This window comes from Macrococcoides goetzii (assembly GCF_002742385.2).
In the GTDB taxonomy this organism is placed as follows: Bacteria; Bacillota; Bacilli; order Staphylococcales; family Staphylococcaceae; genus Macrococcoides; species Macrococcoides goetzii.
Window position 1 is genome coordinate 430,166 of record NZ_MJBI02000001.1, and the last position, 23,574, is coordinate 453,739.

A 23,574-nucleotide genomic window follows, 5' to 3' on the forward strand; every position below is an offset into this window, starting at 1 on the left:
CGAGTTATACACAATATTAGATATGAATAACTCAGAATGTATAATATAATAATATAATTAAATGAATAGAATAGGAGATAAAATTGATTGAACATATTATTTATTATTTTATAGAAACAATAGAACTTGAAAATATTATGAATTATAACACTTTAAAAGATATAGGATTGCCTTTATTGAACATAGTTGCAGTAGCTTTAATATTCATACTTCAAGATATTTTTAGAAGAAATGAAATAAAGTTGAATAGGAAATATGAAAGTATAAATAATAGACCTATTTTTGTATTTGTTGAAAATGAATTAGATTTTTTTCAGTCTGAGGGAGATACAAATATTTTTGATATACGCTGGAAGTATCCTGATGATAAGTATGTTAAGCACAGTAGCAAAGTATATAAGCAGGATGAAGTAGATGAAAGAGTAGAAACTATATTTAATAAGAGTTATTTACGATTTAAAAATGTTGGTGATGGTGTAGCATATAATATTAAAATGGTTATTCATCATATTGACTCAGTAAAGTATTATGAATGTTTAGAAATTAAAGAGTTTCTAGTTGGGAAGTTTATACATAAAATAGAAAAAAAGAATAAGAAAGATGAGTATAATAATGATTTCTTATATTCATATAAAGATCAATATTCAGATAGAGAGATTATGAAAAGGTATACTTTTAATATAGGTAATAATCATTCAAAACTTCATAGAAGAATAGTTGCTCATAATGATACTTTTTCAATTAGATTTAATGATAGTGACAGGGCAATAATAAATTATTCATTGTTTAATATGCAAAGTAATATTAAGCCCTTTATAAAGGTAGAACTAAATTATGAAGACAAACATGGAAATGAATTTAAAGATGTTATTTTTATAGCAATTGTACGAGATTCCATGAGAGATGTTCTTAGTGTTCAAACAGAAATACTTGCATCATTAGGAGAAGTTGATCCATATTATATTGATGAATATAGTCACTTTATCAATCAATAGTTCAACTAGAAAAGTTTCTATATAGAGTCGAGATGTCGGCTGAAGTTATAACAAGAAGTGAACGCAAAATTTGTTGGCTATTATTAAAGGGTCGAAACAATATTTAGAACCTTTAATAAAAATTAAAAAAGATATGAGATGTCTTTTGTAGTAATACTTACATGTTTATTAAACATATATGACAAGTATAATAAACTGTTAAGATATAATTTTTCAAAATCTATATAAACAAATATAATTAATATAACACTTGCAATCAGCCTTATTGATATCATTTATTGATATTGATAGGGCTATTGTTTTGTTAATTTTACTGAACCCAAAATTGGGCTAAGTAAATATGCGTACAATTCGTGTACAAATTCTGTACAAAATAAAATCAAATTAAAAATAAAATAGAGGTATAGAATAAATCGTTTAACAAAAAATTTTGTTGAATGATTTTTATTTTATCCCCCCCCTAGCTTAGGTTTGGGTTCCTGAATGAGTCATAGGAAACGGCGCAGGTCTCGATTCCGAGAAAAAACAGGAGTTTTTCGCACGTTAGGGGGGGTGTATAAAAAATATATGATTAAAAAAGGAGAAAACATGGACTTTAAAGGAATGTTTCAAAGGTTTGCAACAAAAGGATATAAAGGAATACCGGTTACAAAAGAGAATATTATTACAAAGAAAGAGAAAGCGACAGAGCATTTTGAAGAAACATTTAAAGTATTAGACTTTTTAGATCGTGAAAAAATTAAAAGAAAATACACAATGAATTATGAAGATCAAATAGAAGTTTTTGAAAAACATAAACATCAAGTTAAAACTGAAGCTGAATTAGATTTTATTGAAGATAATATAAAAAAACTTAAAAGAAAAGTTAGGTTTAACGGTAATGTGACGGACATTTTAATACCTGATGATAAGATTGAAATAATCATTAATAATTATAAAATCGAAGATAAAAAAGTCGAAAAAGTACAATTGTCTAAAAGAAAAGAAATTCAAAAAGTTAATTCAGAAATTCAAAAATTAGTAGAATTAAAAGAAAAATTATCAAAAGAAGAACGTGAATTAGAGATTATTAGAAATACTGCATCAGTAGTAAATGAAGTAATGAAATTAGCTAAATCTAAAGACGGAGTTTTACATTTGACAAGTCCCAGAGGTACACAAGCATTTACTTCGTTTGAAGTATTAAGAGGCTCTTATAAACCATATAAATACTATAATAAATCTTTAAAGGTGGATATTAATGAATAATAAAATTGCTAAATCAATCAATAGAACAATATTACAAGAAGTTTATGATCCAACAAAACCAACCATTATTGTCAAATTAAAAAAACATAACTTTTCTCAATCTTATAAAGATTATATTGAAGAAAGGTCAAAGTATGATAAATATTATAAACGTGATTTCAATAAACCAATAGTACATAAATTTTATTACAAATTAGAAGATATTGATTTAGATTTCATTACTAACATCAATAATTACGATTTTACTACTTACGGCAGAAGTTTATTAACTAATTGGGTACGTGGTGAAGATTTCGATTATTATATTGAAAGTATTGAATTGAAAGAATATATCGATGAAACTGATGATTATACTTTAGATGATTTAATAGCACTATAATATCTAATAGAAAGGTATTTTAAAATGTATGGAATGTATGATAGAAAGAAAAATAGCTTTATTAATGTAATTAATGTTGAAGATACAGGATATATAGATATTTATGGTGAAATTAAGCCGATTAATAATAAAGGTGATGATGAAACATCTGTTAGTGTTTACGGTTTTAATGAAGCAATAAAAAATTTAGGCGATGTAAGTAAAATTATTGTAAGTATAAATTCCATAGGTGGTGATGTCTTTGAGGGTATTACAATTCATAATATCCTTAAAAGACATAAGGCACATATAACAGTCAATATTGAGGGCTATGCGTTAAGTATAGCCTCATTAATTGCAATGGCTGGTGATACTATCAATATGAGTGATAATTCATATATGATGATTCATTGTGCATCAACTATGGTTGTTGGTGAACCTCGGGAATTAAGAGAAATGGCTGAAACTCTAGATAAAATAGATGATATTATATGTAATTCATATTTTGATAAGGTAAAAATATCAAAATTCGAAATAAAAGATATGATGAAAGAGGAAACATGGCTTAATGCTGAAGATTGTAAGAAATATGGCTTTATTGACAATATTACTACCGGTAAAAAAATAAGTGCTTGTGCAGATCATAAAAAGATTAATAAATATAGAAATGCACCATCAACATTAAAATCAAATAATAGTAGTTATTATTTATAATGTGTAAAGGAGTACTTTTTATTGATAACAAGAACTCGTTTTAAAACATATAAAGAATTTATTGAAAGAATAACTATTCAAAGGGAGTACTTACTATTGATTACACCTTTAAATGAATGTGCAAAAAGAGTTTTCAAACACGAAACTCAATGCAATGATTCAATTTATACAACCTTTCTTGATTATTCTAAGAAACGTCAAAAAGATGAAGATATAATTAAAAAGCATACAGATGCATCTTTTTCTTTTACTGACAATTTAGATTATAATAAAGACTATAAGGTGGAGATAATAAAAGTTACAGAATTTAATAATTGATGCTTTGGTGACAAAAAACGAACCTATATATTAAAATTAAATAAATGTAGATTAATACATAATAGTAAAACTCTCAATTTTTATTGGGAGTTTTTATTAATCGAGGTGATAATCGTGAAAATTAAACGAGTTAAATATAATTATCATTACTATCATGATGGAAAAGTATTAACATGGCTATTATTGACTAGATATAACCCTGTATTCATCTCAACAAAAATAAGAGCTAAAGAAATGTTTATTGAAGATTTATATTATTTAAATCAATCTCATATAAATTATTGTGATATTAGAGGAGTTGTACCTGTTGCGTTTCCTGTAGATAAGTTAGTTTTATTGATCATTAGAGAGAAAGAAAAGTTAGAATACTATAAAAGTAAATCTACAGATAATATAAATCATTTAAAAAGAGTAATGTCACGATATACACCATATGAACAAAAACAATTGATGCATTACTTATCAAGTAATGGTTCATATGTACCTGAAAAAGTAATTATAGAGAAATTGCAACGTGATTTATATCAAGTTGTTAACCCTATAAAACAATCAAAAATCAAGCAATTTAAGAGTCAATCAATGCATGTAATAGGTAAACACGTAAAAGAGGTTAAAGAGGCTCTAAATACAGAATTAGAGGTACTAACGATATGAATGAGAATGAAAGATTTAAAATATATCCTATTAATAAATATGATAAAGCAATTTTAGAATCATATATGAAAAAATATCATGATTTAATTAAGATTTATAAAAGTAGACCAAATAATATAAGTGATGCACAATATAAAAGAGTTTCATCAATAGTACTTGGTATTACAGAACTCTATAACACTCAATTAACTGTATTTGAACAAAATTTAATAAAATTAAGTTGGTGGCAGTGTGAGGATGAAAAAACAATCTGTAATGCACTTGGTAGCAGTGTTTTAACTGTTAAAGCCTTTCAAGAGAAAATACTTTGTCTAGTTGCAGATGCAACAGGTTATGTAAGATGAGTTTTGAGCGTGATCTGGTGGATAAATGTATCAGAAATGTACATAAAATTAAGAGTGTAGAACCAATAGATTTTGAATTTGATGATTTTTTTGATATTAATTTGAATGTAAAAAATATTAATATTGAAAAACATAGTCAAGATGATTTAATTTTTTACAATGAAATAGAGGATGTAATATTCAACAAATGTACAGATAGAGAGGCTTATATAGTTTGGCTTTTAAGTCAGGGTATGAGTTTCAAAGAAATCTCAAGTTTATTAGGTATTAGTTACATTCATACTAAAACAACTTATAACGATATACTTAATAAAATATGTATTGATTGAGAGGCTTTTTTAAAGCCTCTTTTTTGAGTTTCTACCATTTAAATAGAAATCTTATGGAAATGAAAAGTAAAAATATGTTAGCTGAAAATTAATGTAATAAAAAAAGGGCAGAAAAAGGGCAGATTTTAAACAAACTCAGAAATATTGTGAAAAATTTTTTGATTAGAAATCGAATAAAAGCTTATTTATCAATGGTTTATGGTCTCTTAGATAATCTATGAAAAATATCCTTTTTAGTTACATCTACTTGGGTGTACTAATTCATAGTATAGACAGTTATCATTTCGATGACTGTCTTTTTTTATTTGGATTTAAATATAATACATTGGAGAAACAAGTATATATTTGATAAGATTTAGTAATGATAAATATTAAGGAGCGATTATTTTGAGATTTTTAACAGCGGGAGAATCACATGGTCCTAAACTAACAGTTATTATAGAAGGTATGCCTTCAAACATGCAGCTTACAAGCGATATGATCAATCAGGAATTATTTAAACGTCAAGGTGGTTATGGCCGAGGTCGACGTATGCAGATTGAAAAAGATACTGTAGAGATAACTTCTGGTGTGAGGCATGGTGTTACGCTTGGCTCACCGATTACTTTAGTGATTACAAATGATGATCATAAACATTGGTTGAAAGTGATGGGTGTAGATCCAAAAGATGATACAGAACCTGTAAAGCGCGTTATTACGAAACCACGTCCAGGACATGCTGATTTAGTAGGTGGCATTAAATATCGTCATCGTGATCTCCGAAATGTGCTGGAACGTTCTAGTGCACGTGAAACGGCTGCGCGTGTAGCAGTAGGTGCTGTCTGCAAAGAGTTATTGAGTCAGCTGGGTATTGATATTTTTTCACGTGTCATTGAAATTGGTGGTGCTAGAGATAACAACGATTATCCAATTCATACGATTAAAGAAAATAATGATAATAATGATGTGCGTTGTATTGATGACAATGTTGCACAACAGATGCGAGATACAATCGATGAGGCAAAATCAAATGGTGATTCAATTGGTGGTGAAGTACAGGTTATTGTAGAGAACGTTCCAGCAGGTTTAGGCAGCTATGTGCATTATGACCGTAAATTAGATGGTAAATTGGCTCAATCAGTGATAAGTATCAACGCCTTTAAAGCAGTGTCATTTGGTGCAGGCTATGATATGAAGCATTTACCTGGAAGCAAAGTGCAGGATCCGATTGGTTATGATGAATCAGGATATTATCGCTTATCCAACCAACTTGGAGGATTTGAAGGCGGGATGACCAATGGCATGCCGATTATCGTTAATGCTGTAATGAAGCCCATCCCTACACTATACAAACCACTTGATTCAGTCGATATTAATACAAAGGAAGCATATAAAGCTTCTATAGAACGCAGTGATAGCTGTGCTGTGCCAGCAGCATCGATTGTTTGTGAACATGCTGTTGCTTTTGAAATCGCGAAAGAAATACTAGATGAGTTTCAATCCAATGATTTAGCGCAACTACAGGATAATATTAAACGTCATAAAGCTTATATTAAGGAGTTCTAGATGAAACTCATTACAAATTATCAAGTGGACCATAAGGCGAAAAATTACGAGATTATTGTTACTGAAAATGCACTGGAACAGGAATATGATCTAAGTCATTATCACAAATGTTTTGCATTGATTGATACTTATGTGTATCGTCTTCACAAAGCAAAAATAGATGCATTCATGAAAAGATATGATATTGAAAAAGTGTTGATTCCTTCAGGTGAAGCTGTAAAGACGATGCATCATTTTAGTACAATGACAGAACTATTACTTGAAAAGAATATTAAACGTAATGACTGTCTGATTGCTATCGGTGGAGGGGCTACTGGAGATTTCACAGGATATGTTGCTGCAAGTTTATTACGCGGTATCTCGTTCATTCAAGTACCGACTACAATTTTGGCTCACGATGCTGCAATCGGAGGTAAGACAGGAATAAATTCTAAACATGGCAAGAACTTAATCGGTGCATTTAAACGACCTGATAGAGTGATATATGATATTTCTTTCTTGAATACTTTAAATGATGCTGAGCTTTTAAGTGGGTTTGCTGAAATCGTGAAACACGTATTATTGAACGGGAATTACAAAGTAAATCAGATAAGTGATATCGTAAATGATGATTTATCAAGATTAATGCAGGCATTTAATAAACTGGATGATTTAAAAGATATGAATAAAATGCAAACATGGATTACTTATGGCATACAAACAAAACTGAATGTCGTCGAGCGTGATGAGTTAGAAAGTGGCGTACGTAAATATTTAAACTTTGGACATACGTTAGGTCATGCTTTAGAATTTTCGCACAAATTGCCACATGGTATTGCTGTTATACATGGGATGATGTATGCGCTTATTTTAAGTGGTTATGAAGAAAATATAATCGAAAAGTTTTATCATTGGCTGATTCAGTTAGGTTATCCAGAAGTAGAAGTGAAATCATTTGAACATTATTACGCACTGCTCAGTAAAGATAAGAAAAATGAGACTGACAGTATTAGTTTTGTTGTTATGGAGCAACGACAAGGTCATTTAGAAAATGTGTTTTATTTGAAATCATTTGAATACGGTACATTGAAAAAGTCTTTTGAGCGCTGGGTTACTGTATTAAGGAGTTGTTATGGTGAAAAGTAAAGGATTAACAGGTGAGATAAAAGTGCCTGGAGATAAGTCGATCACACATCGTGCAATTATCTTAGGTAGTTTATCGACAGGAAAAATGAAAATTATAGACCCTTTATTCGGTGAAGATTGTTTAAGTACGATAAATATTTTCCGAAAGTTAGGCGTGGATATTCAGATTGATGAAGTAAATAAAGAAATAATAATTAACGCGCAAGGTTATCGTAATTTTGTTGAACCAACACAAGTGCTGGACACTGGTAATTCAGGCACAACGACACGTTTATTGTCAGGTGTACTTGCCGGGCTGCCATTTATGTCAGTGATGAGTGGTGATGATTCAATAGCAAAAAGACCGATGGATCGTGTCATTGATCCATTGCGTTTAATGGGGGTGGACATTACTGGTAGTCAAAATAATAGTCGTACACCACTTGTTATCAATAGCATGAATAATGATGTTAATATTAATGGGATGACATATGATATGCAGGTTAAAAGTGCTCAAGTTAAGTCTGCAATATTATTTGCAGGTTTGTATGCAGAAAGCGATGTAAGGATAAAAGAGCAGGTGACTTCACGTAACCACACAGAACTCATGTTTCAACAGTTTGGCGTTGAAGTTGAGAAACAAGATGATTATATTCACTTACCAGCTCATTCCATAGATAAGTTAGTAACTACTGATGTACAAGTGCCTGGTGATATTTCTTCTGCTGCATTCTTTATCGTAGCCGGTTTAATCATTCCCGGAAGTCATATTGTCATCAGAAATGTCGGAACAAATATTACACGTTCTGGTATTATTGAAGTTGTACAGGCAATGGGTGGACTAATTTCTTTAAAGTCTGTTTCTGACGGTGCGGAACCGATATGCGATATAGAGGTGAAATATACAGCCCAGTTAAATGCAACAGATGTTTTTGGAGACATGATTCCAACATTAATTGATGAAATACCGATTATTGCATTATTGATGACACAGGCACATGGTAGAAGTGTGATACGTGATGCAGAGGAATTGAAGGTAAAGGAAACGAACAGAATAGACAAGGTAGTTGAAAGTTTGAATCAGCTCGGTTATCATTTAGAAGCTACTGATGATGGTATGATAATTTATGGACATAAAAAAGAATCGATGCTAAACACGCGATTTTCTTCTTTTAATGATCATCGTATCGGTATGCTGCTTGCAATTGCGAATTTATTAGAAAATGAAGATATTGAAATTGAACATTTTGAAGCAGTTAATATATCGTATCCATCATTTATGGATGATTTAAGAACACTACAAGGAGGAAACTAATGGATATTTATCAGATCATTGATCAGATTCATCTGCAAAATTTGGACAACCTGGACGAATCAATTGACGGTGCATTATTTACTGATGATCATGACGCTTTATTTCAACTCGGGGATACATTATTACAGTATGGCCTTAATCCACAAGGGTTGAAGGTGTTCGCAAGATTGTTTGAGCTGTATCCTGATGAACCAGATGTTATGGCTTATTATATTGAATGTTTAATTGACGATAATCAACATGATAAGGCAATAGAGGTACTACATAATACACCACTAACTGTAGAACGTTTAATGTTAGAAGCTGATATCTATCAACAGCAGGATATGCTTGAAGTAGCGATTGAAAAAGTGAAACAGGCATATATGATGTCTAGTGAGGATCCAATTATAAGTTTTGCACTCGCTGAACTATATTATTTTGACGGGCAATATTTACCGGCAGCTCGAAGTTATGAGTATTTGATCAATAATGGAATTGACCGTGTCAATAATGTTAATATTCAATCTCGCATAGCTGATTGTGTCTTACAATCAGGTGACTATGAAGAAGCGGTAGAACATTATGAAAAAATAGATGATAAGGATATGCTAAGTGATGATTATTTCAAGATGGCGATCAGTTATCAGAAAGCAGATCGAATAGAACGCAGTATTCAGACATTACAAACCTTATTAGATAAAGATCCTGATTATATGCAGGCTTATTTGTTACTCGTAAACTTATTAGAAAGCGAACGTAAATACAATGATGCAATCATTGTAGGACAAAAAGGTTTGAGTTTAAATGAGTTTTATAAAGAGTTGCTTGTTGATACAGGACGCATCATGATTAAGATGCATAATGAAAAAGGGGTTGAATATTTAATACAGGCCTTAACAATAGATCCATCTTATGTTGAAGCATCACTTTTACTTGCCGATTATTATAGAGAAGAAGAAGCATATGAAGATCTTGTAAAATTATTTGCATATATAGACGAAGAAGATTTAGATCCAACAGTGATGTGGCATCTCGCATATAGTTATCAACAATTGGAAAAAGATACAGAAGCGAAACATTTTTATGCTGAAAGTTATAATGTGCTAAAAGATAATGCATTATTCTTAACGGATTATTATAACTATGCACGTGAGATTGCAGATGTAAAACTTGCCGAACAATTGTATGCGCTAATGCTTCAAATCGATCCGAATGCGGATATTGATGCTTAATGAATTACAATATCATTGATGAACGTAGTGGGTTCATAAAGTATTTACTCAATCAATATGAAATTCATGATAAAAATACGGTGTGGTTACTTAATTTAATTAAAGATAAACCAAATATTTTAGAACATATACAATTTAAAAAAACGACCCAACTAAAAGATCAGTTAATCATTTTTAATCATTTTAAGGTACATTTGATTTTAAGTCATGGTATTTATACTGATAGTGATGTTATTTTCCATTATCTATTAAATAATGAGAAACCGTTATACGTGAATATATTATTTAGTGATTTGAAATACGATATCATTTGTCAGCAAGAGATAATGTATCAAATTGATTTCCAGGTGATGGATGAAAACGATTTGAAAATTGATTATATTGAAATGAAAATGGATTTGTATGAAATATTTACAAATTCTAAATTATTTACTTATTTGATTGAACAGATAATCTACGCAATAGAAGACACTTTACTTACAAAAAATCAAACCCGTTTTGCAATGCTTACGCAATTAAAAATGGATTTAGAGGAGAAAAGAAAACATGTTATTTAATCATCAGGATCTTAAAACTTTGCAGGATCAACTTGAATATATCGATACTGCAATTATTCCAGTTGTACCGGTTGATTACTCAAGACATTTGATGGATATCGCTGATCATTATGAAATGATTCAATATGTAACGATGGGAGTAGAACAACAATTTAAAGGTCGCCTGTTAGTAGTACCACCCATTCAGATCATAGATGATGTTAAAATTCTTGATACTATCGAATCACAATTACAAACATTTGGATTTAAAAACTTGGTATTTGTGGTACCACAAAAATTTAATCTCGAAAAAGAAAATGTGCATAAAATAAATATTTTACCATTAGAAACATTAGATAATGAAATGAAACAGGAGTTCGTACAAGAGAACATCAAATCATTGATGAAATCAATTATTATTTTATGGAATAAATAATGACAATTTTATTACATAAATTGTGACATCTTATTGACCAAGCCACCTTAATAAGCTAAAATTGATATGTCCTAGTATATTTTATATAAAAGAATCGCGTTAGAGGGGGGAAAATTAAATGAGCCAACGTGTCACAAGACGCCAATTTTTAAACTATTCCTTAATGGGAGTTGGATCATTTATGGCTGCTGGTATGGTTATGCCATTGGGGCGTTTCGCATTAGATCCTGTTTTTAAATCTGGAGCTGCAGGAGATATGATAACGACTAGCCTTAAAGTTTCGGAAATCACTGAAGAACCAACGAAAGTAGATTTCAAATACGAACAAAAAGATGCATGGTATACGAGCGAAGTAACAGATTTTGCATGGGTTTATAAAGATGGGGAAAACATTATTGCAATGTCTCCAGTTTGTAAACATTTAGGTTGTACAGTAACATGGAACGGTGATAAATCAAATCCAAACCAATTCTTCTGTCCATGTCATAATGGTCGTTACGAAAAGAATGGTGCAAATGTTCCTGGTACACCACCACTTGGACCTTTAGATCAGTATGAAACTGGTGATAAAGGCGGTATGCTTACAATCGGTAAAAAACATCCAAATGAATTAGTGAAATAGGAGGGTAAAAAATGATCGATAAAATCTATGATTGGGTCGATGACAGACTTGATATTACACCAATCTGGCGCGATATCGCAGATCATGAGGTGCCTGAGCATGTTAACCCTGCTTATCACTTTTCTGCATTCGTTTATTGTTTTGGTGGTTTAACGTTTTTCATCACAGTAATTCAAGTATTATCAGGTATGTTCTTAACAATGTACTACGTACCAGATATTGTAAATGCATGGAAATCAGTTTATTATTTACAACATGATGTTGCAGCAGGTGTAATTGTTCGTGGTATGCATCACTGGGGTGCAAGTTTAGTTGTAGTCATGATGTTCTTACATACGCTTCGTGTATTCTTTACAGGTAGTTATAAACAACCTCGTGAATTAAACTGGTTAGTCGGCGTATTAATTTTCTTTGTAATGTTAGGATTATCATTTACAGGTTATTTATTACCTTGGGATATGAAAGCATTATTTGCTACAAAAGTAGGTTTACAAATTGCAGAATCTGTACCGTTTATTGGTCCATGGGTTAAAACATTATTAGCCGGTGATCCACAAATTGTCGGTGCACAAACATTAACGCGATTCTTCGCTATTCATGTATTCTTCTTGCCTGCATGTTTATTCGCGTTGTTAGCAGCTCACTTTATCATGATCAGAAAACAAGGTATTTCGGGGCCACTATAAACACGAATACACTATAAAAGGAGGTAATATAGATGCATCGCGGAAAAGGTATGAAGTTTGTTGGTGATTCTCGTATTAAATCTTATGAGAAACCAAAATTAAATCGAGATTATTCAGAATTTCCAGGTAAAACAGAAAGTTTCTGGCCTGATTTCTTATTAAAAGAATGGATGACTGGTGCAGTATTCCTAGTTGCATATTTATGTTTAACTGTTGCGCACCCATCACCATTAGAACGTGTCGCAGATCCATCAGATACGGGGTACACACCATTACCTGACTGGTATTTCTTATTCTTATACCAAATCTTAAAGTATACGTATGCTTCAGGTCCATTTAATACATTTGGTGCAATTGTAATGCCAGGTATTGCTTTTGGTGCTTTAATGTTAGCGCCTTGGTTAGATCGTGGACCAGAGCGTAAATGGACAAAACGTCCGTTAGCTTCTGGATTTATGTTACTTGCAGTTGCTATAATCTTCTATACAACTTGGGAGTCTTCGTATTACCATGACTGGAAGCAACAAGCAGCGCAAGGTAAGATTGTTTTCACGAACTTAGATAAGAAAGATCCAACATACGAAAAGATTATTAAATCAAACTGTACGTCATGTCACGGTGGAGAATTAACTGGTGGTAGTGGTCCTAACTTAGTAAAAGCTAATTTACCAGCAGAAGGTGTAGAAGCGTTTGTTAAAAACGGTGCTGGATCAATGCCATCATTTAAAGATACATTGACAGAAGAACAAATTAAAGAAGTTGGTAAGTTCATCGAAGGTTTAGAAGAAACTGACGAAAGCGGTAAACCACTTAAGAAATAATAACTAAAGAATCATCCATGTGATGATTCTTTTTTTATGAGGTGAATGATGATAGATCAAATTTATTACTGGATTCAGAATAAAGTATTTCTTATTTTTATTATTTTGTGTAATCTTTTAGGAACGATTTATGGCTATTACTGGTATACCGAACAACTTACTAACACGAAGTGGTATTTTATACCGTTTGTACCAGATAGTCCGACAGCCACTTTATTTTTAATTATTGCGCTTACAGCTATTTTATATAAAAAACATTTACCGTTAATTGAATGCCTTGCATTTATCACACTTATTAAATATGGCATATGGGCAGTAGTGATGAATATATTTACTTTTATAGAATTAGGACAGGTAACAGCTATCGGTTTAATGCTCTGTATGTCACATGCTATTATGGCGGTGCAGGCACTTCTTTTCTTTCCATTATTCAAAATAAGATTAAAACATGTTTTACTTACTGCAATGTGGGTATTTCATAATGATGTCATAGATTATGTCTATATGCAGTATCCTATTTATAGTATGTTGAATGAATACATTCAACATATTGGTTATTTTTCATATTGGTTATCCATATTATGTTTTGTGCTACTACTTTACATCATGGATAAGGACGTAATATTTGATTGATTTTGACCTTTTTAATAAAATAAAACTAATCTAGTATAAGGAGGCAATACGTTAATGAGTTATATCCTGTATTTTATTATCATTATGTTAGTACCGATGTATTTCCAATATAAAGTAAAGTCTACTTATAATAAATATAGTCGCGTACGTTCTACAAGTGGAAAATCTGGACAACAAGTAGCTGAAGAAATTTTAGCAGCAAACGGTATTACGGATGTTCGAGTTATTGAAGGTGAAGGGTTCTTATCAGATCATTATGACCCTAATAAAAAGGTTGTAGTACTTAGTCCATCTAATTTCAGACAACCAAGTGTTGCTGGAACTGCAATTGCAGCACACGAAGTTGGTCATGCAATTCAGCATGCTACAGGTTATGGAATGCTTAAAGTACGAAGTGCTTTAGTACCTTTAGCAAATTTAGGGACAACATTTAGCTACATACTTATCATGATTGGTGCAGTATTAACTGGTATGAGCCAACAAGGTGGTGGCATTGGAACAATGGCTATCTGGGCTGGTGTTGTGTTAATGTCATTTGCAGTATTATTCTCAATCGTTACTTTACCTGTAGAATTTGATGCAAGTAAACGTGCAATGCAACAAATTGAAGCTTTACATATCGTTAATGAAGAAGAATATCGCCATGCAAAAAGTGTGCTTTCTGCAGCAGCAATGACATATGTTGCAGCGACTGCAGTAGCTGTTGCTGAGTTCTTAAGATTTTTCATGATGGCAAGAAATTCAGATTAATAATGCTGAATCACTAAGAAACTTATTATTAATATAACTTATTTATAAAACCGACCATATCTATAAATCATTCGTTGATTTAAAGATATGGTGTTTTAATTATGTATTTTATAATTTTTATACTATCTTTCTATCGGTTTTTTAAATTCATCTAAAGTAAATCCTTCGCCTAACACGTCGTGTACATCTAGCAATGATACAAAGGCATGTGGATCTATACTATTAATGACCTGTTTTAGACGTGTGATTTCATTTCTTGGCACGACACAGTATACTATTGGACGGTCAGTTTTAGAATAATGTCCATGTGCTGAGATTAATGTAACACCACGTTCTAATACGTTACTGATTTCATCAGAAATTGCCTGATGTTGATCAGAAATAATCATTGCACCACGTGCAGAGTAACCTGAGTCCTGGATTGTATCGATGACGCGAGCTCCAACAAATACACAGACGAGCGTATACATTGTTATGCGATAATCACCTAACGTTAAATATGTTGCAAGAATAACAAGGCAATCGAATGCGAACATTGTTCTTCCCATCGGTACTTCAAAATATTTTTTCATAAGTCGAGCTAGGATATCAACACCACCGGTTGTCCCTCCGAATCGAAAGATAATGCCGAGTCCTGCACCGATAAATACACCGCCAAATAAACTAGCGAGTAGTAAATCGTCTTTCAAATTAATATGTAATGGATATTTTTCGCAAATACCTAAGAATAACGATACACTTAAAGTACCGATTAAGGTATAGATAAATGAAAGTTTACCGAGTAGTTTATAACCTACAAAGAAAAGCGGAATGTTAAATATTAAATTCAATATAGCAGGGCTGAAATGAAATAAATGATATAATATTAAAGCAATACCGGTAAAACCGCCTTCAGTCAGCGCGTTAGCCATATTAAAATTCACGATACCAAAACTAAAAATAAATGCACCTATAAGAATCATGATAATATTCATTAATTTTACTCGAATCGTTTTTTGCATTTATTAACCCCCTTTATAAAATTAATTATACATAATAATGTTAATATTTTGGAGGTAATTATGAAATCATTATTAGAAATGCAGCAAGAAGTAGATGCATATATAAATCAATTTAAACTTGGCTATTTTTCACCGATGGAAAATATGGTGAGATTAACAGAAGAAGTCGGAGAATTGGCACGAGAAATTAATCATGTTTATGGTCCAAAACAAAAGAAACTAAGTGAAAAAGAAAAAGAGATTGGATTAGAACTTGCTGATAATCTTTTTGTGTTAATCTGTCTTGCCAACTCAATGAATATTGATTTGACAGAAAGTTTTAATCAGACGATGGATAAATTTAATAATAGGGATAAAAATCGCTTTGAAAGGGTGGATAAAGAATGAAATTTGCTATTATCGCACATGATCAGAAAAAAGATGCGCTAGTAAAGTTTATTGAAGACCACATATATGAATTTAGTAAGCATGAGTTGTTTGCAACAGGTACTACTGGTTTACGTGTTATTGAAAGAACGGGTTTAAATGTTAAGCGGTTTAAATCAGGACCACTCGGTGGTGACCAGGAAATTGGTGCATTAGTCGCTAATAAAGCAATTGATGCCATCTTTTTCTTTCGAGATCCTTTGACTGCTCAACCTCATGAACCGGATGTCAGTGCATTGTTACGATTATCTGATGTATATGATGTACCACTTGCTACAAACGAAGGTAGCGCTCTAGCAATTATTACGTATTTTGAATCATTATAGGAGGTCATTATGAAGATAGGAATTACATGTTATCCGACTATGGGCGGATCAGGAATTATTGCAACTGAACTGGGAATAAAGATGGCAGAGAGAGGTCATGACGTCCATTTCATTACTTCTAACACACCATTTAGAATACAGTTCCAAATGCCAAATATTACAATTCATCAGGTTGATGTCAATCAATATTCAGTTTTTCAGTATCCACCTTATGATATAACGCTGGCGACTAAAATTGCGGAAGTTATTAATGTGTATGACCTCGATGTATTACATATGCATTATGCCGTACCGCATGCCATTTGTGGCATTCTTGCACGGCAGATTGCCAGAAAAGATGTAGGTATTGTAACAACATTACATGGTACTGATATTACAGTTCTAGGGTACGATTCAACATTAAAAGGTGCCATAAAATTTGGTATCGAAGAAAGTGACATTGTCACAAGTGTGAGTAATGCATTAACACAGGAAACATATGATATTATTGCTCCAGACAAAGAAATCAATACAGTTTACAACTTTATTAATGAAAAAGATTTTGAACCAATTGATAATAAAGCATTAAGAGCATGTTATGGTATCCCGGATGATTATAAGGTGTTGATTCATGTATCAAATTTTAGGAAAGTAAAACGTATTCAGGATGTAATTAAAACATTTAGTCTTGTTAGAGCAAAGTTAAAGTCAAAGCTTATTTTATTAGGAGATGGTCCAGAACTATCGAAAATGAGAAGCTATGCTAAAAAACTAGGTGTTCTTGATGATGTCATGTTTTTAGGTAAACAGGATAAGGTAGCAAGCTATTATCAAATGGCAGATTTATTCTTATTGATGAGTGAAAAAGAAAGTTTTGGGCTTGTATTGCTGGAAGCGATGCATACGGGTGTAGTGTGTATCGGAACCACTGCTGGTGGTATTCAGGAAGTCATTAAACATAATGAAACAGGATTTATTGTAGATGTAGGTGATACAGTTCAAGCAAGTGAATATGCCATTGAATTACTTACGAATGATAATTTATATTCAAAATTTCAGGATGCAATGCAAATTGACATCAATAAAAGATTCCATTCTACAATCATTACTGATCAATACGAAGCAATCTATCAGTCTTTAGTAAAAAATTAATCACTAAAATGGAGAAGTTATGAAATTGGAATTATCTTATTTAAATCATACAACACAAGCGTTGATTAAAACTGCAAATCAAGTTATCGGAGAATTAAAGCTACATGGTTATGAAGCTTATATTGTAGGTGGGGCAGTACGTAATCTATTACTGGGAGAAGAAGTGAATGATATCGACATAACTACAGATTGCCTGCCTAAAAATATCATCAAGATTTTTGATAAGACTGTACCTGTTGGTATTGAACATGGTACAGTCATCGTATTGTGGCAGGATTTTCAGTTTGAGGTAACAACATTTCGAGTAGATGGAGAATATATTGATCATCGACGTCCTGAACAGGTACAATTCGTAACCGATTTGAAATCTGATTTAGAACGTCGAGATTTTACAATCAATGCGTTGGCGTTAAGTGAAACATACGAAATTATCGATTATTTTGATGGTCAAAAAGATTTGAAAAATAAAGAAATACGTGCAGTAGGAAATGCAGCACATCGTTTCGAAGAAGATGCATTACGCATGATGCGTGCAATACGATTTCAAAGTGTCTTGAATTTTAATATTGAAACGAATACGTTGCATGCTATTGATAAACTTGCTGCAACAATTGCTTTAGTTTCTATAGAACGTATCGTTGTTGAATTGAAGAAATTATTGATGGGTAAAGGTGTACATCAAGCATTACAAATCTTTTATAAGACAATGTATTGTTATTTACCTTTTTTTAGAGATATAAAGGAGAATACTGCTACTTATCAGCTGCATTCACCTGTAAATTTTGTCGTATACATCGCATATATTATATATTGTGAATTAAAAGTCGGTCAGGATTTAACATCTAAAATTTCTGATTTTAAACTATCCAACCAGGAGAAGAAACAAATAAAAGATTGCGTCTTAATTTTTGACTTTTTTAATCACTCTGAAATAAGTTTAAAAGCGTTTGTATATCGATTTGATATAGATTTAATTCAAAGTGTTTATCATTTTATTTTAAATGAAAAAATTGTATTCAATAATATAGTGGATATATCATCAATTCTAAATGCTAAACAGCAATTACCAATTCAGACACGAGATGAATTGCAAATTGATGGGAATGTGTTAATGACAAATTTAGATAAAAAACCTGGTCCATGGCTAAAAAGTATGATAAACAACATTGAATTAGCAGTTATTGAAGGACGACTGAGCAATCGACAAGAAAACATATTGGAGTGGGCAAAGAATCATGTCTAAATATAAAAAGGATATACTTGAATATTTAATGATGCATAAAGACGATTATATTTCCGGGCAAAAACTCGCTGAACAATTCAACGTATCACGCACTGCGATATGGAAGGCAATTGAAGTTTTGAAGACGCAAGGCTATTCAGTTGAGTCAATAAAGAATAAAGGTTATCGCATAACGTCAGTTCCAGATCATTGGGACAGGGATTTATTATCCTATTTATTAACGGATTCAATATTTCAAAAACAGTTTGTCTATGAAGAGGTAACTTCTACTCAAACTGTAGCACACGAATTATTAATGGAACATGATGAACCATTACTTATATTGAGCGAAATTCAGACAGTTGGTAGAGGTAGATTTAAACGTCCATGGGCTTCTAAACGTGATACTGGTTTGTGGATGAGCCTTGTGCTGCATCCTAATATTAGCTATCAGCAAATTGCAACGTTTAATTTGTTTATTTCTATTGCGATCGCTGAAGCGATAAAAAATGTAACACAGCTTGAACCAAAAATTAAATGGCCGAATGATGTATATATCAATGATAAGAAGGTTTGTGGTTTTTTAACAGAAATCAATGGAGATTCTGATGGTGTTCATACGATCATTTGCGGCATCGGTATAAATATCAATCATACAATCGAAGATTTTGATGAAAGTATTAGAGATACTGCTACAAGTTTTAAACTTGAGTCTAAAAAAGAGACCGATCGTTATATTTTTATCAAAGCGTTAATAGATTCAATTGAACACTATTATGAAGCTTTTTTATCTCAGCCTTTTAAAGAGTTAAAAGAAATTTATAAAGGCTATTCTATGATTTGGGATAGAACGTTAAGGTATACTGAAGGTAATAAACAAATATATGGCAAAGCTGTCGATTTAAAAGACGATGGTGTACTCGTTGTGTTAGATGACACAGGTGAACGCCATCATTTCATAAGTGCAGATATAGAAGTGTAGGTGTAAAATATGGCATTAAAATATGCTGTTGTAGATTTAGAAACAACAGGGAATAATCTGGAAGTGGATGAAATGATTCAGATTGGTGTTTGTATTATGCAAAACAATCAGATTATCGATACTTTTGAATCATTTGTGCATACTACGCAACCCATTCCACCGTTTATTCAGTCCTTAACAAAAATAAATAATGAAATGGTCGAACATGCGCCGACATTTCAAATGATTGCGCTTCAACTATATGAATTATTAGAAGGGTGTGTTTTTGTTGCACATAATGTTGATTTTGATTTAAATTTTTTAAGAAAATATTTTAATGAAAGTAATATTTTCTATAAACCAAAGTACATTATTGATACTGTTGATGTATTTAAGATAGTATTCCCTCAAATGTCGAGATATCAATTGTCTTATTTATCTGAACAATTAAATATAAAGTTAACAAACGCACATCGAGCAATTGATGATGCGAAAGCAACTTGTGAAATTTTAATGATTGCGTTAGATCGATTACGTAATTTACCAAGTAATACTTTGAAATCATTATATAGCCAAGCTAAACAAATGCGCTATCATTTTGATGAAGTATTATTTGATCTGATACGAGATTATGAGCTTAGTTCTGTTGAATATAATACGATGAACGGCATTAATTTTATCAAAAAAAATAGACAAGTGAATCCACTTAATATCGATGTATCTTTTGAAACATTTTTTGAACAGACGATACAATCACTTGATTTTATTTATAGAGAAGAACAATATCAATTATCTTATGAAATATATTTAAGTTTAAAACAACAAACTGAAATTACAATAGAAGCGGAACTTGGAAGTGGAAAAACATTAAGCTATTTAATTGCTGCGGCATATTTTATTGCGGAGACTAACCAATCTGTACTCGTATCTACTTCTACTATAGCTCTACAAAACCAAATGATTGATTATGATATCGCACTTTTAAAGCGCCAAGGTTTAAATATACCGTATCAAATTATTAAAAGTAAAAATCATTATTTAACAATTGAATTTGTGGAATATATTTTAAAGGATACCAAAATTAATCATGATATTTCCATATTAAAAATGCAGTTAATCATCTTTTTAATGAGTGGTAATGATGGTGATATCGAACAATTGAACTTAAATGGTGGACGTAAAATATACTTTGAATTGATGCGCAGCCTCTATATACCTCAACAAAATGAAACTTATTTGTTTGATACTTATCCAGATACGGCGCATGTTGGAATCACGAATCATGCACATCTTCTATCAAATCGAAAACTTAATATGTTTGAAAACTATCATCATATTATTATTGATGAAGCACATCAAATACTCAATTACGCATTAAAATACACAACTTTTGAACTGAAATATCAGGATTTAAAATATTTAATATCTCAGACATTACAGGAATTTGATACAAGTGCCATTAGTCACAAGCAAAAACTAAGTGATTTGACATTTTTTCAATACGGTAGCATCAATAATGAATTACAGCAATTAAATGAAAAGTATGAACAGTTGTTTGAATACTTGCTTACTCATTTCTACTCGGATCGTATTATACAAGCTGAAATCAAGAAGGCAGATGAACCAGCTATTTTACTGCTCGAGCTAATTCATACACTTTCAACGATTGCTTCTGCACCTAACATTACAAAGATCCAACGTAAAATGATTATTAACTTAAAAGAAAACTTTGAACGATGTTATAACAATATATTGTTACATGGTGAGCTATATATCATGTTTAACAATCACAATAAATCAGGCATTCATATTATTTTAAAAGAGCATAAAGTTAAAGAAGTAATTGGAAAATATATTTTAGATGCTTTTGATTCGAAAATATTTATCTCCGGAACCATAAACGCCATTAATGAACATAACGTTTTATCAGACTTATTTATGGAGAGCAAAAAATATATAAAATTTGATGCGTCATTCGAAAAATATAAAGCACCTTTTTATATACCTACAGATATACCAGCATTCAATTATCAGCAACAAGAAGAATATATAGAAAAATGTCTGGAATATATATTGATGTACTTAAATAATTATGATGGTAAAGCATTAATCTTACTGAATAGCTATCAGCAGGTTGAAATATTACGTGATTATTTATATGAAACAGCACTTGATCAGGTAATTTTGACTCAAAATAGTGATGTTAATACAACGAAACTGAATCAGCAATTTAATCAATTAGAAAAAGGTGTACTGCTGGCTACGCAAACATTTTATGAGGGCATTGATTTTAAATATGACGGTGTAAAATGCGTAATGATTGTTTCTTTACCTTTTATGCATCCGAAAGATTTAAATATTGCTTTGATGAAAGATGAAGTTGAAGATGTGTTTTTAGATTATCAGGTTCCTATCGCTGTCAATAAACTACACCAGGCTACCGGGCGTTTAATTCGGAACGAAAAAGATCGAGGCTGGATGATTTGTTTTGATAGAAGAATAGTAGATAGTCGCTATGCAACTAAATTCAGTCATATACTTTCAAACTTTAATAAGCAAGAGGGAAATATTGAGGATTTTGAGCAATTTATGTATACACTCTACAAAAGTTTTTCGGAATTATAGCTTAAACTACTTAATAAATGACTTAATTATTGGTAAACTGTTCTTATAATGAATCCTGGGAGGAATGAGGAATCTTGGAATTATCACAACGTGTTCAAAAATTAACACCATCAACGACTTTAGCAATAACAGCTAAAGCAAATGAATTAAAAGCTAGTGGAAAACCTGTTATTGGTTTAGCAGCAGGGGAACCAGATTTTAATACACCTCAAAATATTATTGATAAAGCATTCGAAGCCGTTCAAAATGGTGCAACGAAATACACGCCATCTGGTGGAATGAAACAACTTAAAGAAGCAATTCAAAAGAAATTAAAAGATGATAATAATTTAGATTATGGATTAAATGAAATTATGGTAGCAAGTGGTGCCAAACATGCACTTTACAATTTATTTCAGGCATTACTTGATGAGGGAGATGAAGTAATTGTCCCAATTCCTTATTGGGTAAGCTATCCTGAACAAGTAATATTAGCTGGCGGTAAAGTTATCTATGCTGATAGTGACGAAACAACTGAATATAAAGTTACTATCGATGCGCTAAATAAAGTGAAAACAGACAAAACAAAAGCACTTGTCTTAACATCACCTAGTAATCCAAGTGGAATGGTTTACACGAAAGAAGAATTACAACAAATTGCAGACTGGGCAGTAGAAAATAATATTGTCGTAGTATCAGATGAAATTTATGAAACACTTGTGTACGATGGTGAACATGTGAGTATCGCTAGCTTTAATGATGACATCAAAGCATTAACAGTTGTAATCAATGGTGTTTCAAAGAGTCATTCTATGACAGGCTGGCGTATCGGTTATGCTTGTGGAGATGCAAAATTAATTAAAGCGATGACGGATTTATCAAGTCACTCTACAAGTAACCCGACAACACCTTCTCAATGGGCAGCTGTTGAAGCATACAATGGTGATAAAACATTCTTAAATGAAATGAATGGTATATTCAAAAGTCGTCTTGATGAGATTTATCCTAAACTGATGGAGATACCAGGCATTCAATGTATTAAACCAAAAGGTGCATTCTACTTATATCCTAATGTAAGTGAAACAGTAAAACTTTGTGGATATGAAAATACAGAGGACTTTGTGACTGCATTATTAGAAGAAAAATTAGTTGCGGTAGTTCCTGGATCAGGTTTTGGTTCACCAAATAATATTCGTTTAAGCTATGCGACGGACTTAGATTCAATGCATGAAGCGATTAAACGCATTAAAGAATTCGTAGAAGAGAAAATGGAGAAATAAA

Annotated in this window: 27 protein-coding genes; 26 read left to right on the plus strand and 1 reads right to left on the minus strand. The window is 31.6% G+C overall.

Annotated elements, in window-relative coordinates; genetic code table 11:
• Window positions 1–83 precede the first annotated feature (83 nt).
• The 19 genes from BFS35_RS02310 (at window position 84) to BFS35_RS02400 (ending at window position 14,622) form a co-directional block, all read left to right on the plus strand.
• Window positions 84–995, plus strand: a complete 912-nt coding sequence (locus BFS35_RS02310) for a hypothetical protein (RefSeq protein ID WP_099578223.1) — start codon at window positions 84–86, stop codon at window positions 993–995.
• A gap of 567 nt (window positions 996–1,562) precedes the next feature.
• Complete coding sequence (locus tag BFS35_RS02315; protein WP_117945936.1) at window positions 1,563–2,243, plus strand: hypothetical protein; 681 nt, start codon at window positions 1,563–1,565, stop codon at window positions 2,241–2,243.
• Window positions 2,236–2,622, plus strand: a complete 387-nt coding sequence (locus tag BFS35_RS02320; RefSeq protein WP_099578220.1) for a hypothetical protein — start codon at window positions 2,236–2,238, stop codon at window positions 2,620–2,622. Before BFS35_RS02315 ends, BFS35_RS02320 begins: the two co-directional genes overlap by 8 nt.
• A 24-nt stretch (window positions 2,623–2,646) precedes the next feature.
• A complete protein-coding gene (locus BFS35_RS02325) occupies window positions 2,647–3,315 on the plus strand; it encodes a head maturation protease, ClpP-related (protein ID WP_099578218.1) in 669 nt (222 codons plus the stop codon).
• 21 nt (window positions 3,316–3,336) lie between these two features.
• Complete coding sequence (locus tag BFS35_RS02330; protein ID WP_099578216.1) at window positions 3,337–3,633, plus strand: hypothetical protein; 297 nt, start codon at window positions 3,337–3,339, stop codon at window positions 3,631–3,633.
• Window positions 3,634–3,747: 114 nt separating this feature from the next.
• Entirely contained in the window at window positions 3,748–4,287 is a 540-nt protein-coding gene (locus tag BFS35_RS02335; RefSeq protein WP_240628328.1) for a pathogenicity island protein, read from the plus strand.
• Window positions 4,284–4,631, plus strand: a complete 348-nt coding sequence (locus BFS35_RS02340) for a hypothetical protein (protein ID WP_099578214.1) — start codon at window positions 4,284–4,286, stop codon at window positions 4,629–4,631. Before BFS35_RS02335 ends, BFS35_RS02340 begins: the two co-directional genes overlap by 4 nt.
• Window positions 4,628–4,960, plus strand: a complete 333-nt coding sequence (locus tag BFS35_RS02345) for a helix-turn-helix transcriptional regulator (RefSeq protein WP_099578212.1) — start codon at window positions 4,628–4,630, stop codon at window positions 4,958–4,960. Before BFS35_RS02340 ends, BFS35_RS02345 begins: the two co-directional genes overlap by 4 nt.
• A gap of 387 nt (window positions 4,961–5,347) precedes the next feature.
• The gene (gene aroC, locus BFS35_RS02350; RefSeq protein WP_099578210.1) at window positions 5,348–6,505 is read left to right on the plus strand and encodes a chorismate synthase; all 1,158 of its coding nucleotides are present in this window, start codon (window positions 5,348–5,350) and stop codon (window positions 6,503–6,505) included.
• Window positions 6,506–7,630: a 3-dehydroquinate synthase gene (aroB, locus tag BFS35_RS02355; RefSeq protein ID WP_099578208.1), complete on the plus strand. Its 1,125-nt coding sequence runs from the start codon at window positions 6,506–6,508 to the stop codon at window positions 7,628–7,630.
• Window positions 7,617–8,924, plus strand: coding sequence for a 3-phosphoshikimate 1-carboxyvinyltransferase (aroA, locus tag BFS35_RS02360; protein WP_099578206.1), 1,308 nt, complete (start codon window positions 7,617–7,619; stop codon window positions 8,922–8,924). Before aroB ends, aroA begins: the two co-directional genes overlap by 14 nt.
• Window positions 8,924–10,138, plus strand: a complete 1,215-nt coding sequence (locus BFS35_RS02365; protein ID WP_099578204.1) for a tetratricopeptide repeat protein — start codon at window positions 8,924–8,926, stop codon at window positions 10,136–10,138. Before aroA ends, BFS35_RS02365 begins: the two co-directional genes overlap by 1 nt.
• Complete coding sequence (locus tag BFS35_RS02370) at window positions 10,138–10,695, plus strand: YpiB family protein (RefSeq protein WP_099578202.1); 558 nt, start codon at window positions 10,138–10,140, stop codon at window positions 10,693–10,695. Before BFS35_RS02365 ends, BFS35_RS02370 begins: the two co-directional genes overlap by 1 nt.
• Complete coding sequence (locus BFS35_RS02375; protein ID WP_099578200.1) at window positions 10,685–11,110, plus strand: DUF2487 family protein; 426 nt, start codon at window positions 10,685–10,687, stop codon at window positions 11,108–11,110. Before BFS35_RS02370 ends, BFS35_RS02375 begins: the two co-directional genes overlap by 11 nt.
• Window positions 11,111–11,228: 118 nt before the next feature.
• The gene (locus BFS35_RS02380; protein WP_099578198.1) at window positions 11,229–11,732 is read left to right on the plus strand and encodes a QcrA and Rieske domain-containing protein; all 504 of its coding nucleotides are present in this window, start codon (window positions 11,229–11,231) and stop codon (window positions 11,730–11,732) included.
• Between the two features lie 11 nt (window positions 11,733–11,743).
• Complete coding sequence (gene qcrB, locus BFS35_RS02385; protein ID WP_086042577.1) at window positions 11,744–12,418, plus strand: menaquinol-cytochrome c reductase cytochrome b subunit; 675 nt, start codon at window positions 11,744–11,746, stop codon at window positions 12,416–12,418.
• 32 nt (window positions 12,419–12,450) lie between these two features.
• Complete coding sequence (locus BFS35_RS02390; protein WP_099578196.1) at window positions 12,451–13,239, plus strand: menaquinol-cytochrome c reductase cytochrome b/c subunit; 789 nt, start codon at window positions 12,451–12,453, stop codon at window positions 13,237–13,239.
• Window positions 13,240–13,287: 48 nt separating this feature from the next.
• Window positions 13,288–13,872, plus strand: coding sequence for a DUF1405 domain-containing protein (locus BFS35_RS02395; protein ID WP_407943213.1), 585 nt, complete (start codon window positions 13,288–13,290; stop codon window positions 13,870–13,872).
• Window positions 13,873–13,926: 54 nt separating this feature from the next.
• Window positions 13,927–14,622 (plus strand): zinc metallopeptidase, encoded by a 696-nt coding sequence (locus BFS35_RS02400; protein ID WP_099578192.1) that lies wholly within the window; start codon window positions 13,927–13,929, stop codon window positions 14,620–14,622.
• A gap of 122 nt (window positions 14,623–14,744) precedes the next feature.
• Here the strand turns inward: BFS35_RS02400 and BFS35_RS02405 are convergent, their stop codons facing one another.
• Window positions 14,745–15,623 (minus strand): YitT family protein, encoded by an 879-nt coding sequence (locus BFS35_RS02405; protein WP_099578190.1) that lies wholly within the window; start codon window positions 15,621–15,623, stop codon window positions 14,745–14,747.
• A 60-nt stretch (window positions 15,624–15,683) separates the two neighbouring features.
• Here BFS35_RS02405 and BFS35_RS02410 point away from each other — a divergent pair, with 60 nt between their 5' ends.
• The 7 genes from BFS35_RS02410 to BFS35_RS02440 all read left to right on the plus strand — a co-directional run bounded on the left by BFS35_RS02410 (window position 15,684) and on the right by BFS35_RS02440 (window position 23,573).
• Entirely contained in the window at window positions 15,684–16,010 is a 327-nt protein-coding gene (locus tag BFS35_RS02410; protein WP_099578189.1) for a nucleotide pyrophosphohydrolase, read from the plus strand.
• A complete protein-coding gene (mgsA, locus tag BFS35_RS02415; RefSeq protein WP_099578187.1) occupies window positions 16,007–16,375 on the plus strand; it encodes a methylglyoxal synthase in 369 nt (122 codons plus the stop codon). Before BFS35_RS02410 ends, mgsA begins: the two co-directional genes overlap by 4 nt.
• A 9-nt stretch (window positions 16,376–16,384) precedes the next feature.
• Entirely contained in the window at window positions 16,385–17,506 is a 1,122-nt protein-coding gene (bshA, locus tag BFS35_RS02420) for an N-acetyl-alpha-D-glucosaminyl L-malate synthase BshA (protein WP_099578185.1), read from the plus strand.
• Window positions 17,507–17,525: 19 nt separating this feature from the next.
• Window positions 17,526–18,749, plus strand: coding sequence for a CCA tRNA nucleotidyltransferase (locus tag BFS35_RS02425; RefSeq protein ID WP_099578183.1), 1,224 nt, complete (start codon window positions 17,526–17,528; stop codon window positions 18,747–18,749).
• The gene (locus BFS35_RS02430; protein WP_099578181.1) at window positions 18,742–19,710 is read left to right on the plus strand and encodes a biotin--[acetyl-CoA-carboxylase] ligase; all 969 of its coding nucleotides are present in this window, start codon (window positions 18,742–18,744) and stop codon (window positions 19,708–19,710) included. Before BFS35_RS02425 ends, BFS35_RS02430 begins: the two co-directional genes overlap by 8 nt.
• A gap of 9 nt (window positions 19,711–19,719) precedes the next feature.
• The gene (locus BFS35_RS02435) at window positions 19,720–22,314 is read left to right on the plus strand and encodes a helicase C-terminal domain-containing protein (protein ID WP_099578179.1); all 2,595 of its coding nucleotides are present in this window, start codon (window positions 19,720–19,722) and stop codon (window positions 22,312–22,314) included.
• A 74-nt stretch (window positions 22,315–22,388) separates the two neighbouring features.
• Window positions 22,389–23,573 carry a pyridoxal phosphate-dependent aminotransferase gene (locus BFS35_RS02440; RefSeq protein WP_099578177.1) on the plus strand — a complete coding sequence of 395 codons (1,185 nt, stop codon included), beginning with the start codon at window positions 22,389–22,391 and terminating at the stop codon, window positions 23,571–23,573.
• Window position 23,574 lies beyond the last annotated feature (1 nt).

Coding starts and splice junctions, on each gene's coding strand:
- qcrB (WP_086042577.1), top strand. CDS start 11,744: ATGATCGATAAAATCTATGATTGGGTCGATGACAGACTTGATATTACA.
- BFS35_RS02400 (WP_099578192.1), top strand. CDS start 13,927: ATGAGTTATATCCTGTATTTTATTATCATTATGTTAGTACCGATGTAT.
- BFS35_RS02410 (WP_099578189.1), top strand. CDS start 15,684: ATGAAATCATTATTAGAAATGCAGCAAGAAGTAGATGCATATATAAAT.
- BFS35_RS02435 (WP_099578179.1), top strand. CDS start 19,720: ATGGCATTAAAATATGCTGTTGTAGATTTAGAAACAACAGGGAATAAT.
- BFS35_RS02380 (WP_099578198.1), top strand. CDS start 11,229: ATGAGCCAACGTGTCACAAGACGCCAATTTTTAAACTATTCCTTAATG.
- BFS35_RS02345 (WP_099578212.1), top strand. CDS start 4,628: ATGAGTTTTGAGCGTGATCTGGTGGATAAATGTATCAGAAATGTACAT.
- aroB (WP_099578208.1), top strand. CDS start 6,506: ATGAAACTCATTACAAATTATCAAGTGGACCATAAGGCGAAAAATTAC.
- BFS35_RS02340 (WP_099578214.1), top strand. CDS start 4,284: ATGAATGAGAATGAAAGATTTAAAATATATCCTATTAATAAATATGAT.
- BFS35_RS02315 (WP_117945936.1), top strand. CDS start 1,563: ATGATTAAAAAAGGAGAAAACATGGACTTTAAAGGAATGTTTCAAAGG.
- BFS35_RS02390 (WP_099578196.1), top strand. CDS start 12,451: ATGCATCGCGGAAAAGGTATGAAGTTTGTTGGTGATTCTCGTATTAAA.
- BFS35_RS02405 (WP_099578190.1), bottom strand. CDS start 15,623: ATGCAAAAAACGATTCGAGTAAAATTAATGAATATTATCATGATTCTT.
- BFS35_RS02320 (WP_099578220.1), top strand. CDS start 2,236: ATGAATAATAAAATTGCTAAATCAATCAATAGAACAATATTACAAGAA.
- BFS35_RS02425 (WP_099578183.1), top strand. CDS start 17,526: ATGAAATTGGAATTATCTTATTTAAATCATACAACACAAGCGTTGATT.
- BFS35_RS02375 (WP_099578200.1), top strand. CDS start 10,685: ATGTTATTTAATCATCAGGATCTTAAAACTTTGCAGGATCAACTTGAA.
- mgsA (WP_099578187.1), top strand. CDS start 16,007: ATGAAATTTGCTATTATCGCACATGATCAGAAAAAAGATGCGCTAGTA.
- BFS35_RS02365 (WP_099578204.1), top strand. CDS start 8,924: ATGGATATTTATCAGATCATTGATCAGATTCATCTGCAAAATTTGGAC.
- bshA (WP_099578185.1), top strand. CDS start 16,385: ATGAAGATAGGAATTACATGTTATCCGACTATGGGCGGATCAGGAATT.
- BFS35_RS02430 (WP_099578181.1), top strand. CDS start 18,742: ATGTCTAAATATAAAAAGGATATACTTGAATATTTAATGATGCATAAA.
- aroA (WP_099578206.1), top strand. CDS start 7,617: ATGGTGAAAAGTAAAGGATTAACAGGTGAGATAAAAGTGCCTGGAGAT.
- BFS35_RS02325 (WP_099578218.1), top strand. CDS start 2,647: ATGTATGGAATGTATGATAGAAAGAAAAATAGCTTTATTAATGTAATT.
- BFS35_RS02370 (WP_099578202.1), top strand. CDS start 10,138: ATGAATTACAATATCATTGATGAACGTAGTGGGTTCATAAAGTATTTA.
- BFS35_RS02395 (WP_407943213.1), top strand. CDS start 13,288: ATGATAGATCAAATTTATTACTGGATTCAGAATAAAGTATTTCTTATT.